13 protein-coding genes and 1 tRNA gene are annotated in these 14511 nt (G+C 68.5%); 10 read left to right on the top strand and 4 right to left on the bottom strand.

Annotation, left to right across the window (positions count from 1 at the left end; all coding sequences use genetic code 11):
- Positions 1–187 precede the first annotated feature (187 nt).
- Positions 188–2479: a transglycosylase domain-containing protein gene (locus SZN_RS05090; protein ID WP_043728366.1), complete on the top strand. Its 2292-nt coding sequence runs from the start codon at positions 188–190 to the stop codon at positions 2477–2479.
- A gap of 207 nt (positions 2480–2686) precedes the next feature.
- Here SZN_RS05090 and SZN_RS05095 read toward each other — a convergent pair whose 3' ends face one another.
- Positions 2687–3151: a GatB/YqeY domain-containing protein gene (locus SZN_RS05095; RefSeq protein ID WP_007492032.1), complete on the bottom strand. Its 465-nt coding sequence runs from the start codon at positions 3149–3151 to the stop codon at positions 2687–2689.
- Between the two features lie 140 nt (positions 3152–3291).
- Between SZN_RS05095 and SZN_RS05100 the strand changes: the two genes are divergently transcribed.
- The 4 genes from SZN_RS05100 to SZN_RS05115 all read left to right on the top strand — a co-directional run bounded on the left by SZN_RS05100 (position 3292) and on the right by SZN_RS05115 (position 7122).
- A complete protein-coding gene (locus SZN_RS05100) occupies positions 3292–4218 on the top strand; it encodes a metallophosphoesterase (protein ID WP_007492033.1) in 927 nt (308 codons plus the stop codon).
- 115 nt (positions 4219–4333) lie between these two features.
- Positions 4334–5155, top strand: a complete 822-nt coding sequence (locus SZN_RS05105) for a Pr6Pr family membrane protein (RefSeq protein ID WP_007492034.1) — start codon at positions 4334–4336, stop codon at positions 5153–5155.
- Between the two features lie 33 nt (positions 5156–5188).
- Positions 5189–5262: transfer RNA gene (locus SZN_RS05110), tRNA-Pro, on the top strand.
- Positions 5263–5625: 363 nt separating this feature from the next.
- A complete protein-coding gene (locus SZN_RS05115; RefSeq protein WP_244313297.1) occupies positions 5626–7122 on the top strand; it encodes a PE-PGRS family protein in 1497 nt (498 codons plus the stop codon).
- Here the strand turns inward: SZN_RS05115 and SZN_RS05120 are convergent.
- On the bottom strand, positions 7052–7894 hold the full coding sequence (locus SZN_RS05120; RefSeq protein ID WP_043728372.1) for a hypothetical protein: 843 nt from the start codon (positions 7892–7894) through the stop codon (positions 7052–7054). The genes SZN_RS05115 and SZN_RS05120 overlap by 71 nt on opposite strands.
- A 252-nt stretch (positions 7895–8146) precedes the next feature.
- On the opposite strand from SZN_RS05120, the gene SZN_RS05125 reads away from it, so the two are divergent.
- The 3 genes from SZN_RS05125 (at position 8147) to SZN_RS05135 (ending at position 10001) form a co-directional block, all read left to right on the top strand.
- The gene (locus SZN_RS05125; protein ID WP_007492040.1) at positions 8147–8515 is read left to right on the top strand and encodes a hypothetical protein; all 369 of its coding nucleotides are present in this window, start codon (positions 8147–8149) and stop codon (positions 8513–8515) included.
- A gap of 111 nt (positions 8516–8626) precedes the next feature.
- On the top strand, positions 8627–9535 hold the full coding sequence (locus SZN_RS05130; protein ID WP_043728374.1) for a TIR domain-containing protein: 909 nt from the start codon (positions 8627–8629) through the stop codon (positions 9533–9535).
- A gap of 1 nt (position 9536) precedes the next feature.
- On the top strand, positions 9537–10001 hold the full coding sequence (locus SZN_RS05135) for a hypothetical protein (protein WP_007492045.1): 465 nt from the start codon (positions 9537–9539) through the stop codon (positions 9999–10001).
- An 82-nt stretch (positions 10002–10083) separates the two neighbouring features.
- On the opposite strand, the gene SZN_RS05140 is transcribed toward SZN_RS05135, so the two are convergent.
- Complete coding sequence (locus SZN_RS05140; RefSeq protein ID WP_007492046.1) at positions 10084–11616, bottom strand: LacI family DNA-binding transcriptional regulator; 1533 nt, start codon at positions 11614–11616, stop codon at positions 10084–10086.
- Between the two features lie 51 nt (positions 11617–11667).
- A complete protein-coding gene (locus tag SZN_RS42305) occupies positions 11668–12048 on the bottom strand; it encodes a helix-turn-helix domain-containing protein (protein ID WP_078508449.1) in 381 nt (126 codons plus the stop codon).
- Between the two features lie 813 nt (positions 12049–12861).
- Here SZN_RS42305 and SZN_RS05145 point away from each other — a divergent pair.
- The gene (locus tag SZN_RS05145; RefSeq protein ID WP_007492048.1) at positions 12862–13794 is read left to right on the top strand and encodes a hypothetical protein; all 933 of its coding nucleotides are present in this window, start codon (positions 12862–12864) and stop codon (positions 13792–13794) included.
- Positions 13791–14492 carry an ATP-binding protein gene (locus SZN_RS38215; RefSeq protein ID WP_078508451.1) on the top strand — a complete coding sequence of 234 codons (702 nt, stop codon included), beginning with the start codon at positions 13791–13793 and terminating at the stop codon, positions 14490–14492. Before SZN_RS05145 ends, SZN_RS38215 begins: the two co-directional genes overlap by 4 nt.
- Positions 14493–14511: the final 19 nt, after the last annotated feature.

Here is a 14511-nt window from a genome sequence, read left to right on the forward strand (position 1 = left end):
GCCTGCGTGCCTGTCCGGCGAATGGACCGCATCCATCGGTCAGTCCTGTCGCCGGGCGGACCGCTGCCGCAGCCGTGCCCGGCCTCATGTCGGCCCGGTCACGCTCCTGGCCTGCGTTATCCGCCTGTGCCCCGCTCCGGCACGGTCGGCCCTCGGTTCGCTCATCTCTACGGTTTAGGCTTCCCCCATGCCAAAGAAGCGCTCGGGCGGTGGTCTGTCGCCAACGCAGCAGGCCGCCAAGTTCCTCGGTGTCAGTGTGCTCGCGGGAGCCGTGCTGGCCGGTATCGCGCTGCCCGCCGTCGGCGCACTCGGCCTCGCGGCCAAGGGCTCGGTCGAGAGCTTCGACGAGCTCCCGGCCAACCTCAAGACGCCGCCGCTGAGTCAGCGCACCACGATCCTGGACGCCAAGGGCGGCATGATCGCCAGCGTCTACTCCCGCGACCGCACGGTGCTCGACCTCAAGGACATCTCGCCGTACATGCAGCAGGCGATCATCGCGATCGAGGACGCGCGCTTCTACGAGCACGGCGCGATCGACCCGAAGGGCATCCTGCGAGCCGTCAACAAGAACGCGCAGAGCGGCAGTGTCGCCCAGGGCGCCTCCACGCTCACGCAGCAGTACGTGAAGAACGTCTTCGTGGAGGAGGCGGGCGACGACCCGACGAAGGTCGCGCAGGCCACCCAGCAGACCATCGGCCGCAAGATCAAGGAGCTGAAGTACGCGATCCAGGTGGAGGAGGAGCTCGGCAAGAAGAAGATCCTCGAGAACTACCTGAACATCACGTTCTTCGGCCAGCAGGCGTACGGCGTCGAGGCGGCCGCCCAGCGCTACTTCTCCAAGTCCGCCAAGGACCTGAAGGTCCAGGAGGCCGCGCTGCTCGCCGGCATCGTCCAGTCGCCGAGCCGCTACGACCCGATCAACGACGAGGCCGAGGCCACCAAGCGGCGCAACACCGTCCTGCAGCGCATGGAGGAACTCGGCGACATCTCCGCGGAGCAGGCCGACAAGGCCAGGAAGTCGCCGCTGGGCCTGAAGGTCAGAAGGCCGGAGAACGGCTGCATCACGGCGGTCAAGGGCGCCGGCTTCTTCTGCAAGTACGTCGAGAAGGTCTTCCTCGGCGACCCGGTCTTCGGCAAGACCCGCGAGGAGCGCGCCAAGATCTGGAACCAGGGCGGCCTGACCATCCGCACGACCCTCGACCCGCAGGCCCAGGAGTCGGTCCAGGACGCGATCAAAGCCCGCGTCTACAAGTCCGACAAGGTCGCCGCGGCCACGACCCTGGTCGAGCCCGGCACCGGCAAGATCCTCGGCATGGGCCAGTCGAAGCCGTACGGCCTCGGCAAGAACGAGACAGAGCTCAACTACTCGGTCGACGCGGCCTACGGCGGCTCCAACTTCGGCTTCCCGACCGGTTCGACGTTCAAGCCGTTCGTGGCGGCGGCCGCGCTGGAGGAGGGGCGGCCCGCGAGCCAGGAGTACCCGGCGCCGTACCAGATGCCGTACCCGGCCACGGTGCGGGGCTGTGAGAAGCCGTGGGTCAACGACGGCAACTACAAGCTGGAGAACGAGAACGAGTCCGAGGTCGGCCCCTACCGGCTCGAAGACGCGATGGCCAAGTCGGTCAACACCTACTTCGTCCAGATGATCGAGGACATCGGCATGTGCCCGGTGGTCAACATGACCACCAACCTCCGCGTCCGCCAGGGCAACGGCGACAAGATCCCCGAGGTGCCGTCGTCGATGACGCTCGGCTCCACCGGTATCTCGCCGCTGACGATGGCGAGCGCGTACGCCGCCTTCGCCTCCCGCGGCATGTACTGCACGCCGATCGCCATCGAGTCCATCACGCAGAAGGTCGGCGGGTCGCAGAAGTCGATGGAGGTGCCGAAGTCGACCTGCTCGCGCGCGATGTCCGAGAAGACCGCGGACACCATCAACAGCCTGCTGCGCGGAGTGGTCGACTCCGGTACGGGCCAGCAGGCCGGTCTCACCGACCGGCAGAGCGCGGGCAAGACGGGTACGACGGACGAGCGCCGCAACGCCTGGTTCGTCGGCTACACGCCGAACCTCTCCGGGGCGGTCTGGGTCGGCAGCGCCACCCAGGCGGTGAAGATGCTCAACATCTCCATCGGCGGCCGCTACCGCGAGCTGGTCTTCGGCGGCGAGGTGCCGGGGCCGATCTGGAAGGCGGCCATGACCGGCGCCCTCTCGGGCAAGGCCCAGGAGCGGTTCAACCTCGTCGAGCTGCCGAAGGCCAAGTCGCGCGACGGGGGCGGCGACGGTGGCGACGGTGGCGACGGGGATGGTGGCCGCAGCCGGAGCGGTGAGGACGGCAACAACGGCGACCTCATCGGCGGCCTGGTCGGCGGCGGGAACGACGGGGGCTCCGACGGCGACACCCCGGACCCGTCCTTCTCCCTCCCGGAGGGCTTCTGGCGCGGCCAGTCGAACGGCAACGGCACGGGAGGCCGCGGCTGAGACCCCCGCGCGACGGGGCCGAAGCGGAAAGACACGGGGTGAGGGGTCCGGCGCGCTGCCGGGCCCCTCACCCCGTTCCGTGCCGATTCAGCCCGGTGTCTCTTCGGCCCGGTGCCGATTCAGCCCGGTGCCGCTTCGACCCCGTGCCGCTTCAGCCCGGTGCCGCTTCGGCCCGGCGCCGATTCAGCTCCGCGCCGATTCGGCGTCTCAGCCGGCGAGCAGCTTCTTCACCGCGGCAGCGACCCGGCCGCCCTCGGCCCGGCCCGCCACCTTCGGGTTCACGATCTTCATGACGGCGCCCATGGCGCGCGGCCCCTCGGCACCGGCCGCCCTCGCCTCCTGGACGGCCTGGGCGACGATGCCCTCCAGTTCCTCGTCACCGAGCTGCTGCGGCAGATACGCGGCGAGCACCTCGCCCTCGGCCTTCTCCCGCTCGGCGGACTCGGCGCGGCCGCCCTGCGCGAAGGCCTCGGCCGCCTCACGGCGCTTCTTCGCCTCGCGGATGATCACCTTCTGCACCTCGTCGTCGGAGAGCTCGCGCTTCTCCTTGCCCGCGACCTCCTCCGTGGTGATCGCGGCGAGCGTGAGCCGAAGCGTCGAGGAGCGCAGCTCGTCGCGCTCCTTGATCGCGGCGTTGAGGTCTACCTGAAGCTTCGACTTGAGCGTGGTCATGAGGTGATTGTCGCAGGTGCGGACAGCGGAACGCCCGTTGATTTCAAGGGACCTGCGCCTCGCGGCGCCGGCCGGGCAGGAGGACGGGCCGGGAGGGCGGCCGGGCGCGGCGCGCTCGCGGGGTCTGACACGATGGTCGTATGCGCGCGCGATACGGAGTACCCCTGTCCCTCACGGCGGCCGGCGCCGCCGGTCTGCTGTACTCGGCGGGAATCGAGGCCCGCTCCTTCCGGCTGCGACGGGTGACCGTCCCCGTCCTGCCCGCCGGAATGCGCCCGCTGCGGCTCCTCCAGGTCTCCGACATCCACCTGGTCCGCGGCCAGCACAAGAAGCAGCGCTGGCTGCGCTCGCTGGCCGGCCTGCGCCCCGACTTCGTGATCAACACGGGCGACAACCTGTCCGACCCCGAGGGCGTGCCGGACGTGCTGGACGCGCTCGGGCCGCTGATGGAGTTCCCGGGCGCGTACGTCTTCGGCTCGAACGACTACTACGGCCCCAAGCCGCGCAATCCCGCCCGGTACCTGCTGGAGAAGGTCCAGGGCCGGCACGGTCTGAACGGCAACCCGCCGGCCGTCGGCGTGATCCACAACCCGTGGGAGGACCTGCGCGACGGCTTCGACGCCGCGGGCTGGCTCAACCTGACGAACACGCGGGGGACGCTGAAGGTCGAGGGCATGTCGGTGGAGTTCACCGGCCTGGACGACCCGCACATCAAGAGGGAACGCTACGCGCAGGTCGCCGGGGGTCCGTCCGGCGCCGCCGACTTCTCGATGGGCGTCGTGCACGCGCCGTACCTGCGCGTCCTGGACGCGTTCACGGCGGACGGCTACCCCCTGATCCTGGCCGGCCACACCCACGGCGGCCAGATCTGCGTCCCCTTCTACGGCGCCCTGGTCACCAACTGCGACCTGGACACGGACCGCGTGAAGGGCCTGTCCACCCACACGGCGGAGGACCGTACGGCCTACCTCCACGTCTCGGCCGGCTGCGGCGCGAACCGCTACACCCCGTTCCGCTTCGCCTGCCCCCCGGAGGCGACACTCCTGACGCTGGTGGGGCGGGGGTAGCCCGCCGGTCGGCCGGGGGTGCCCGCCCCTACGTGACGACCGCTCCCCCAAACACCGATAACCCACCCGGCCCACCCATATCGCCCATTTCACCCGCGCTGCTTAGCGTGAGGGCATGACCGCCCCGATACCCAGGGACATCCCGGATATCCCCGCGATACCGGGCATACCCGTCCTGATGCCGTCGCACGTCCCCGCTACGGCCGTGAGGGCACCGGCTTCCCGCCGCCCGACCGCGGCCTTCCGCGCGCTGGTCGCCCTGGCCGCAGCCGCGGCGGTGACCGTGGAGCTGACCCTCGGCAGCCCGGCGCGAACCCTGAGCAACTTCACGATCCAGAGCAACATCCTGCTGGCCCTGGTCTTCACCCTGGCGGCCCGCCGGTCCTGGACGGCCCGTCGCCCCCTGCCGTCGTCGGTGACGGGCGCCACGCTGCTCTACGCCCTGATCACGGGCCTCGTCTACCACCTGCTGCTGGCCGGCACAGCGAGCCCCTACACACTCCCCGGCGTCCTCACGGGCGAGGCGGCCGACCCGACGGGCTGGCACGCGCTCACCAACCACGTCCTGCACACGGTGACCCCACTGGCGGCCCTGCTGGACTGGCTGCTGCTGACCCCTCCGGGACGACTGCACCTGCGGCAGGCCGCGACATGGCTGCTCTACCCCCTGGCCTACCTGGCCTTCACCCTGGCCCGAGGCGAGTTCCTGGCCCCCGGCGCACCAGGCCGCTACCTCTACCCCTTCCTGGACGTCGCCCGCCACGGCTACAAGAGCGTCCTGGGCAACGCGCTCCTCCTCGGCCTGGCCATGTACGCCCTGGCGATCCTGCTGGTGGCCCTGGACCACGCCCGCCCCAACCCCATCCGCCACCGCGCCCACCGCCGCGCCCCGCACCGCCCCAAAACCGGATTTCGTCTCCGGCCACCGGTGGGCTAAAGTAAACGTCGTCGCCGCGATACGCAGCGACATCGGGGTGTAGCGCAGCTTGGCAGCGCGCTTCGTTCGGGACGAAGAGGTCGTGGGTTCAAATCCCGCCACCCCGACAGTGAAACACCAGGTCAGGCCCGGTGCTGAGAGATCAGCACCGGGCCTGATTTGCTGTGTCATCCCGTTCTGGGAGCCATTTGGGAGCCGACTTGGGGGAGCGGCTCCCCGGCGGCTCACCGCGAGAGGTGTTCCGCCTTCGAGTACGCCGTGCGCCGTGTGCGCCCCGCAAGAGTCACCCCACAGCTTGTGCCGGGGAGGCCGCGGACGGTACGACGATCGCCATGCACCCTTGGGCTCCCTTAAATGACCGACAGCTCGCACTCCTCACCCGCATCGGAGGCGGAACGAACCTCGTCACGTCGGACAGCCCCGAGCTCGCCGTGACGGCTCGCGCGCTCAGGGACCGGGGCTTGGTGACCATGCCCAGGAAGAAGGGGAGGTGGCAGGCGGAGATCACTGACGCGGGGTGCTTCTATCTGGAGCACGGGCATCATCCCGACCGTCCGGAGTTGGCCCCACGCAAGCTTCACGCAGCGGCGTCTGAAGCCGGGGCGCCGGTTGCCGCCAGCCCTCAGCAGGATGCCCATCCTCCGACAGAGACGAAGCCCGCATCGAAGCGGGCCGTGAAACCTCCGCACCCGTCGCCAGCGGCTGTAGGGCCGGCGCTCATCGCGCAGGTGCAGAAGGCCGGACGGTTCCTTCGTATCCCGGACCCCAGTGCCGAGGAACGAGCTCGGTATCGCAGGGCGTTCGACGCGGCGCGGCAGTGCGCTCCAAAGGGCTATCACCTGAAGTACAGCGGGCGGGCGAAGGGCGACTTCTTCCTCGGCCTACTCCGGGTGACCGGTGAAGACGACACCGAGTGGAATCGGATCCGTTTGGCGCGCAGCCGTGTGATCACTGACGTCGAGGACGTGCTCGCCGCCGTCACCAAGGACCACAGCGCCTTCGAGATCTCCGAGGGGATCCTGCCAAGGGTGCTCACGGTGATCCGGCTCCTTGCTGATCAGGCACGCGCGCGGTACGGCGAGATCGCAGTGTCCAAGAAGCGCAGACAGCCGAGGCCGCTGCTCACTGTCCACGGCAGGACGTACGAGGTCGGCTTCAGTGAGCGGCAGAAGCAGGTCCGGTACGTACCCAAGCAGCCGGGCCGACGCACGTACGACTGGCAGCGGGTCACGCCAGCCCATAAGTCCGAGCCGTCCGGCGAACTGGAGCTGCTGGTCAGCGAGAACTCGGGATACAGCTACGGCTGGAAGAAGGAATGGGCCGACACGGCGAAGAAGCCGTTGGAGGAGCAGATCGCTTCAATTTTCCGGGCGTTGAAGGCACGCGCGGAGGAGCAGGAGCGGGCCCGGCTGGAGCGAGAGGCAGAGCAGCGGCGCCTGCGACAGGAGCGGGAGCGCCAGGAGGCCGAGCGCCGACGGCTGGAGGTGGAGCGGGAGGAGCGCGAGCGGCGGGAGTGGAAGGCCGCGGTAAGTGCGGCTTCGGTCAAAGCGGTTCACGCGGTGCGGGCCGAGCACTTCGGTACGGCCCTGGAGCAGTGGCGGGCCGCGGGTGAGATCCGGGCGTTCTGCGCTGCGCTGGATGACGTCGCCGCCACATCGGAAGATGCCCCCGAAGCGGATAGGCTGCGCGAGTGGTCGGCCTGGGGGAACACGGAGGCTGATCAGCTCGACCCCACCACGAACGGCCAGGGCCTGGCCGCCCGCGACTTCCACGCGGAGCCGACGAAGAAGCAGCTGCGGCCGTTCCTCGACGGGTGGCACCCGGACCGGCCGGAGAAGGAGAAGCCCCAGGCTCAGCCGGTGCCTCCCAAGCCGGAGCCTGACCCGTGGCGCGGCGTCATCGACGCACATCAGGATCAAGGGTGGCGATATGGACGCCCAGGTCGCGCTCAATGGTGGAGGCGATGACGCCGTGACCGCGGTCGCGTAGTGCCTTGGCCGCCTTCTCGACGAGTTCCCCGAGCCGGATGACCTCGGCACGCAGGGCTACCAACTCGTCGTAGCGGTCAGCCTTGTCTTCGCCACACCAGGCCCGGACGGTTCGTAGGACGGCCGACTCCGCGTCCAGCTTCCGGTCGTCCCGTCGGCTGTAGGAGTACCAGGAGGACTGGGCACGCTCCTGCTCGATGCCCTGCTGCTTGCGGTCCACCTCCGGAAGAATCTCTTCGGCGAGGCGGCCGGCGACCTGGCGGGCGACGCGCTCGGTGACCGGCCACCCGGCCAGGCACATGCCGTGGCGGTTCTCGTAGACCATGGCTTCGCCGCGGAGTTCAGCTGCGTCCATGCCGATGAGCGGTGCCGTCTCATCGAGGCAGCTCAGCTCCAGGACCCCGGCGTCGGCCACCGTTCGGCGCAGGCGGAGTCTGTTCTTCGGACGGACGAAGCCGAGGATCATGCGGGCCGCCTCGAACTCCGTGCCGCCCCGGACCTCCCTCGACGCCTCGGCCAGTGCCAGCTCCGCCGTGTCATCCGCTCTGAAGGAGTCAACGTCATTCCACGAGGCCATCAGGCAGCTGGGGCCCACCCACTCCTGCAGGCCACCTTCATCACCATCCAGGAACCGCACATGAATGTTCCCTGATCTTCCAGAACCGCGGACCCGGACAATCTCGACCTGGCGCACCGCGCCACCCAGCTCCTTCGGCGTGGCCCGATACGCCCAGCGTTCCCCGATCTCCATGTGTCCATTGAGCCAGGTCGACGGCACCAGCACGCACCAATCAACAGATCCGAGGTATGTCTGATTTCTGCCGTCCCCTCGGCAGCAAACCTGAGAGAGGATCACGGTCAGCTTCTCTCAGGGGGATCTCACGTGACAGATCAGCACAACCGCACCTGTGGGCGCCCGACCCGCTCCGGGAGCCCATGCAAGGTCCGGATATCGGGCTCGGACGTGGCCTGCGGCACGCATGCAACGGAGCAGGACAAAGCCGTGGCCGAGGCTCACCGACGCGGGTGGAGCGAAGGCTACAAGTCCGGCAGTGAGAGCAGTGCAAGCTACTCCAAATCCCGGATCGAGCGTTTGGAGCAGCGCGTCAAAGAGCTCGAGGAGCAGCTGGACGACGCGAAGCGCGTTTACGAGATCGGCGGCCACCAGGTCGTGGACGTCGGCGGATACGCCTACCGCTGGCGCGGGAGCACACCACTTGATGTCGGCGACCGAGTACTGCTGCCGGAAAATTACGTGAGCCGCATGAAGAACGGGCGCGGTCCCACCCTGGGCGTGGTGAGCAAGCTCGGCACCACCTACCGCGGGCCTCTGTCCGACATCGTCAGCCGGGCGCCAGCGGCGGATGGGTAAGAGGACCTTGAGCACCGTGGCCGTGGAGAGCTCGTCGGCTGAGTCCGTTGTCAGACCCTGCCGCTAACGTCGAATGGCACAGGTCTCTCATACATCAGCAGGGAGCAAGGCATGCCAACCACAACAGAAGACGGGCATGGGGTAGATCGCCGAAGAGTGTTCGTGATCCACGGACGCAACGATCGGGCACGCCGGGGACTGTTCGAGTTCCTGCGGGCCATCGGGCTCGACCCGATCGAGTGGTCGGAAGCAGGCCGCATGACGGGAAAGGGCTCCCCGTACATCGGCGAGATCCTCGATGCGGCATTCGGTAGCGCCCAGGCAGTCGTCGTCCTACAGACCCCGGACGATGTCACCTACCTGCATGAGAGCCTGACTCACCCAGGCGATCCAGAGTGCAACCCACAGATGCAGCCCCGCCCGAACGTGCTCTTCGAAGCGGGCATGGCCATGGGCCGCGACGCGGATCGCACTGTGATCGTGGAACTCGGACAGGTGAAGGTCTTCAGCGACATCCACGGCCGGCATGTCGTCCGTCTCGACAACAGCGTCAAGAAGCGGCAGGACCTCGCGACCCGTCTGGAAACCGCAGGATGTGCAGTCCGGCTGACAGGGACGGACTGGCACGAGGCCGGCGATCTGACTCCACCCGTTCCTCCCGGTGGCGGGCTTCCGATGGGCCGGAAGCTGCCGTCATCGCAGGCGGCGGGCGCGCCCCGGTTGAAGGCCCGGTACATCGACAATGGGCGCAACACGATCGATGCTGTCGAGATCACCAACCACGGTCCCGGCGACGTGTACGAGCTAGACGTCGACGCTGATGCCAAGGTTGGGCTCATCACGCGAAACGCCGATGAATTCCCTGTCCCGAAGCTGCCCGAAGGCAAGTCCGTGCGCGTGGGGCGCATGTCGTCGGACTCTCTCGCGTCACGCTCGAACTCGTACTTCACCATAACCATCACTGCCAAAACCGTCGATGGGACACCAATCGAGATCGAAGAGTTCGTGAGCGGAGCGTGACATGGACATCGAGTTGACGTTGCCCCTGGATCACGACGGGTTCCTCCGACGGGAATGCCCGCACTGCGTACGACAGTTCAAGTGGCATCACGGTCCAGCGAACGAGGAGGCCGAGGAGCAGTCCGCCCCTTCGGCCTACCATTGCCCCCTGTGTGGGCAGCCCGCTGGAATGGACTCCTGGTGGACACAGGAGCAACTCGAATATGCCCGCGGCATGGCTCTTCCTGCAGCCACACGAGAGATCCAGCAGGGGCTGCGGGACGCGTTCAAGGGTGCCAGCAGCAAGCACGTGAAGTTCGACTTCAAAGGCGGCATCGACGCACCGGACGTACCGGCTCCACTCACCGAGCCTGATGACATGGTCATCGTGACGTCCCCCTGCCACTCGTACGAGCCGATAAAGGTCCCTGAAGAGGGGTCTGGCCCGTATCACTGCCTCGTTTGTGGTCAAGCCTTCGCCGTCTGATCCCCGACGGTCGAACTGGCTGTCGCACAGAGGAAGCACCTGTGCCCCGCGCGGTGATCGCGAGGCACAGGGATTGCACCGTTCATCCAGGTATAGCGAGGCCGCGGGCCTCCCTGCGTGCGCGCAGGAGTTCACTGAGTACGCGAACCGGTGACGTGGCGCTCATCGCGAGGCGGGTGTCGAGTGCCGTTTCCCACTGCTCGGTGAGTCCGCGCATGAGGCGTTTGCGCATTCCGAGTGTGACGTGGGCGTAGCGCGCGGAGACCGAGCCGTCGATATGGCCCATGCGGTCGTCCATGAGGACCTTCGCGGTCCCGAGGTCCTCCATCACCGTTCGGTGGGTGTGGCGGAGGCCGTGGGGTGTGAGGCCCTTGGCTATCGGGAGCCAGCAGGCGTCGGCCCGGTCGCTGGCGCCACGCCCTCGGGCTGGGACGCCTGGCCACGGCTCGCCGAGGAGCGGTACGGGGCGGGCCTCCTGCGGTGCCTTCTTCGGATACCAGCCCGAGACCGCCGGGGTGAACAGCCAGGTCGCGAAACCGTTCCTGCGCCAGTGGGCGGCATGCTCCGGCACGACGCCGCCCCGCACGAACCGGAGGTCCGCGATGGCCTGCTCGGCCTTCTCTCGCGTGGCCTCAGCGACGCGTTCGGGATGGTTGAGCACGTTAGACACCGTGCCTGTCGAGACGCCGGCACGACGCGCGACGTCAACGAGCTTCGCGCCCTGGTGGCCACCGGCACGAGCGGCGCCCTGTCCTCGGAAGACGTAGGTCTTGCCGTGGCAGGGGCATGGCTTGGGCTTCGTGCGGGCGATGTGGTTGGCGACCAGCCCGGACAGCCAGTCCGTCGAGGCGATGGTGCGGTAGCTGTCGTCCTTCGGCGGGCAGCGCAACAGCTCCCCCGTGTCGAGCTCGTACAGCTGCCACTCGACCCGGACGGCTCCAGGGCGGACGAACGCGGTCTCCAGACCGACGATTTCACCCCAGCGCATGCCGGTGTACCCCTTGAGGACCACGGCGACGAACTCGTCGTCACGCCCGGAGAGCAGGGCGGCGCGCTCGGCGGTCAGCAGGATGCCGAGCGCGTCCGTGACCACCTTCTCGGGGCCACGGTCCCGGGCACGGCCGGCGCGTTTGCCGCGTCCCCGCCGACGAGCAGCCGGGTTGGAGGTGATCAGGCCCTCATCGATCGCGTCTTCGAGGATCAGGTGGAGCGTCGAGCGCCAGGTCTTGACACTGGAGGCCGCGTAGAGGCCCTTCTCCTTCTTCTCCCACAGGACGACGTCCGTGCGCAGGATGCCGGCGAGCGCCTTGTCCTCGAAGTCGGGGAGCAGGTGCTCCTCGATGTGGCGTTTGTAGTTCTGCATGGTGGAGGCGGCCAGGTCCTGGGCCTCGTACCAGCGGTTCGCGTACTCGCCGAAGGTCTCCTGCCCGAGGGCCGGGTCGCGCCAGTCGCCGCGACGGAACTTGTTCTCGGCCTCAGCCGCTGCCCGTTGGGCCTCGCCCTTGGTGGCGAACCTGATCGCCTTGCCGTGCTCGTCGACGACCGTGTTGTGCTTGCCGGGCGCGACCTTGTACCGGCCGCGCCAGTAGTTCCCGCGCTTCTCCGCGAAACCCACGTCCCGCTGTCTCCCTCTTCCTTGTCCTCGTCTACGGCAGATTCGATCGGGTCACGCGACAGTGCCGTACTGCTGCTGTCGACGGGGCGGGCGGGCCCGCAGGCGAGTGGCCAGAGCAACGACAGGGCGGCGCGGTTGCGCGGAGCCGCTCTGCGTACGGAGCTCGGAGAGCGGCTCGGTTGCCCGTGCGGCAGTCTGCGCAGGCTGGGTCGGCCGTTCCTCGTAGAGACGGATGATCTCGGCGAGATGCTCGGCGGTGAAGCGGTAGGCACGGCCGACCCGGGTGTGTGGTATCAGGCGCCGTCGCGCTCGGTCCTTGACCCACCAGGCCGAGCAGCCGAGAGCGTCTGCGATCTCCTCGGGACGGTAGAGGCGGGGCGGAGGGGCGTCGGAGGGCCTGTGGGGGACGGGCGCGGTCGTGGGTCGGCGCAAGGGGGCGGCTCCTAATCGGGAAGTCGGGGGCGAGTGCGTGGGCGGCTCAGGCGACGCCTGAACCCTGGAGGAGGGCGAGGGGCGATACCTGCAGGGCATCCGCGATGGCAACGAGGTCGTCGACATCGCATCGCCGCTTGGCAAGTCCGATGCGGGAATGCATCGTGTTGGACATGGGGCGGCCCAAAGCTGAACATCGCTCAGCGAGTTGACGCCGTCCGAGGCCGCGTTCGACGCGGAAAGTTTCGATAGTTCGAGTCGCCCGCATTCTTGCGGGCTCTATTTCCAGAGATCGTGCTGCCATGGCTCCAGTTGTAGCGCGCATTCGCCGGTTTGGTTAACCGGCGATCGTCGGCTATGTTGCGCCGCGCTCAATCGGTGAGCGAGGCGCTCGGGGCGCTGCGCAGGGCCAGCCTCCTGAACACGCCCCACCGTCAGAGAGCCTCTCTGACGTGGGGTGTTGTGTTGTAGCTTCGTCGCCCGCAGGACGTCAACGGCTTGTCGATGTGATCCTCCTGGCTCGGGATGCGGGGCAACTATTTGGTCAACCGCCGATCGTGCCCTACCGTTTTCGCACCCCCTCGCCGACTCAATTCTCAGCGGCATTTCTGCCGTGAGAGATTGCACCGGATAGGGCTGGACTTGCGCGACCAGGGTGTGGCTATGTTGACGACACCCCGGTTAGCGCGAGCGGCCATCGACGCCCCAGCGTCAACGGCCAGACGTTCCGAGCTCCTTCACACCCGCCCCACCCCGCCCGACGGTGAACCGTGGGCTACCAGCCCACCAGTCACCGAGTGAGGACCTGCCCCCTTGGCACGAATCCGCACCATCAAGCCGGAAGCCTTCGTCTCCGAGTCCCTGGCCGCCGTCTCCCTGACCGCCGAGCGCACCTTCTTCGGCCTGCTCACCCAGGCTGACGACCAGGGCCGCCACCGCGACCACGCCGCGATCATCGCCGGACAACTATGGGTCCTGCGTCCGGAACACGCGCCTGGCGACGTCGAACAGGACCTCGCCCAGCTTGCCGACGCCGGCCTGATATGCCGCTACAAAGGCCCGGGCGACAAGCGCTACCTGCACATCGTCACCTGGCGGCAGCATCAGAAGATCAACCGCCCCAGCGCGAGCCGCCTCCCCACCTGCCCGCACCACGACGCGCTGACTCGCACCGCGCCCGGCGCCGACGCGCCGGCTACGGGAGTCGGCATCACGGAGACCGCACCGCAGCCTCACGGAGCACTCGGTGAGGGCTCCGGGCGAATACGCGAGCCTGAGGTGAAGTCAGCCACCGATGACGAAGCACCAGGTCAGAGCGATTTCCTTGAGCCCTCCGTGAGGCAGCCGAAAGGGCTCAGTGAGGGAGCGGTGGCGCCTCACGGCCCGGATCTAGGACCTAGGATCATGGATCTAGGAGATACCCCTTCGGGGGGCGCCAGCGCCCCCGCACCCCACGCCGTCTCGGCCAAGCAACTCATCGCCGAGTACGCCGCCGCATGCGCACACCGTCCGCCCAAGGACGTCCTGGGCCATCTCGGTCACGAGGTGCGCAAGCTGCTCGGCGAAGACATCGCCCCAGCCCACGTCCGAGCCGGCCTGGAACGGCACCGTGCCAAGGGCCTGCACCCCAGCACTCTGCCGAGCCTCGTGCACGAGGCCATGAACGCGGCCCCCACCGAGCCGATCGTCCACAGGGCGTGGACAAACCCCGCCGATGTCGAAGCCGCTTACGGAGGTGACCTCTGACCGCCACACTCACCCGCGAGCCCCACCGGGTCGGCCCGCTCGCCGACCGGCTCAACGGCATCCTTGCCAGTCGCGGCATCGACCTCGCCACCGCCAACGTCGAAGAAGAGCACGCCGAGCCCGTCACCGCGCTGGAACTGGCCGACGCCAGGATCCCCGCCCGCTACCGCCGAGCCCTGGCCGACCATCCGAGGGTCACCGCCTGGGCCAGCGAAATCGCCCGCGCCGGACGCCCCGGCCCCGGCGGGCCGGGCATCGCCGAAGGCCCGTCGCTGCTGATCGCCGGCCCCACGGGCACCGGCAAGACCCACCAGGCGTACGGCGCCATCCGCACCCTGCTCGCCCGAGGGGTCCGTCTGCGCTGGGAAGCGACCACCACCGCCGACCTTCACGCGCGCCTGCGCCCGCGCGCCGGCCACGACGCCGAGCGTGACCTGCACACCCTTGCGCGCTGCCCACTGCTGTTCCTGGACGACCTCGGCGCGGCCAAGGCCAGCGAATGGACGGAGGAGCTGACCTACCGGCTCATCAACCACCGGTACGAGCACATGCTCCCAACCCTCATCACCACCAACCTTCCCATGGAGCAGCTGCGCGCCACCCTCGGTGACCGCGTCGCCTCCCGCCTCGCCGAGATGACCGACCGCGTCATCCTCGAAGGACCCGACCGACGACGCCGCATCACGCCCGTCGCCTGACCCCGCCCAGCACCACCTT

This window comes from Streptomyces zinciresistens K42, from assembly GCF_000225525.1.
GTDB classification, from domain to species: domain Bacteria; phylum Actinomycetota; class Actinomycetes; order Streptomycetales; family Streptomycetaceae; genus Streptomyces; species Streptomyces zinciresistens.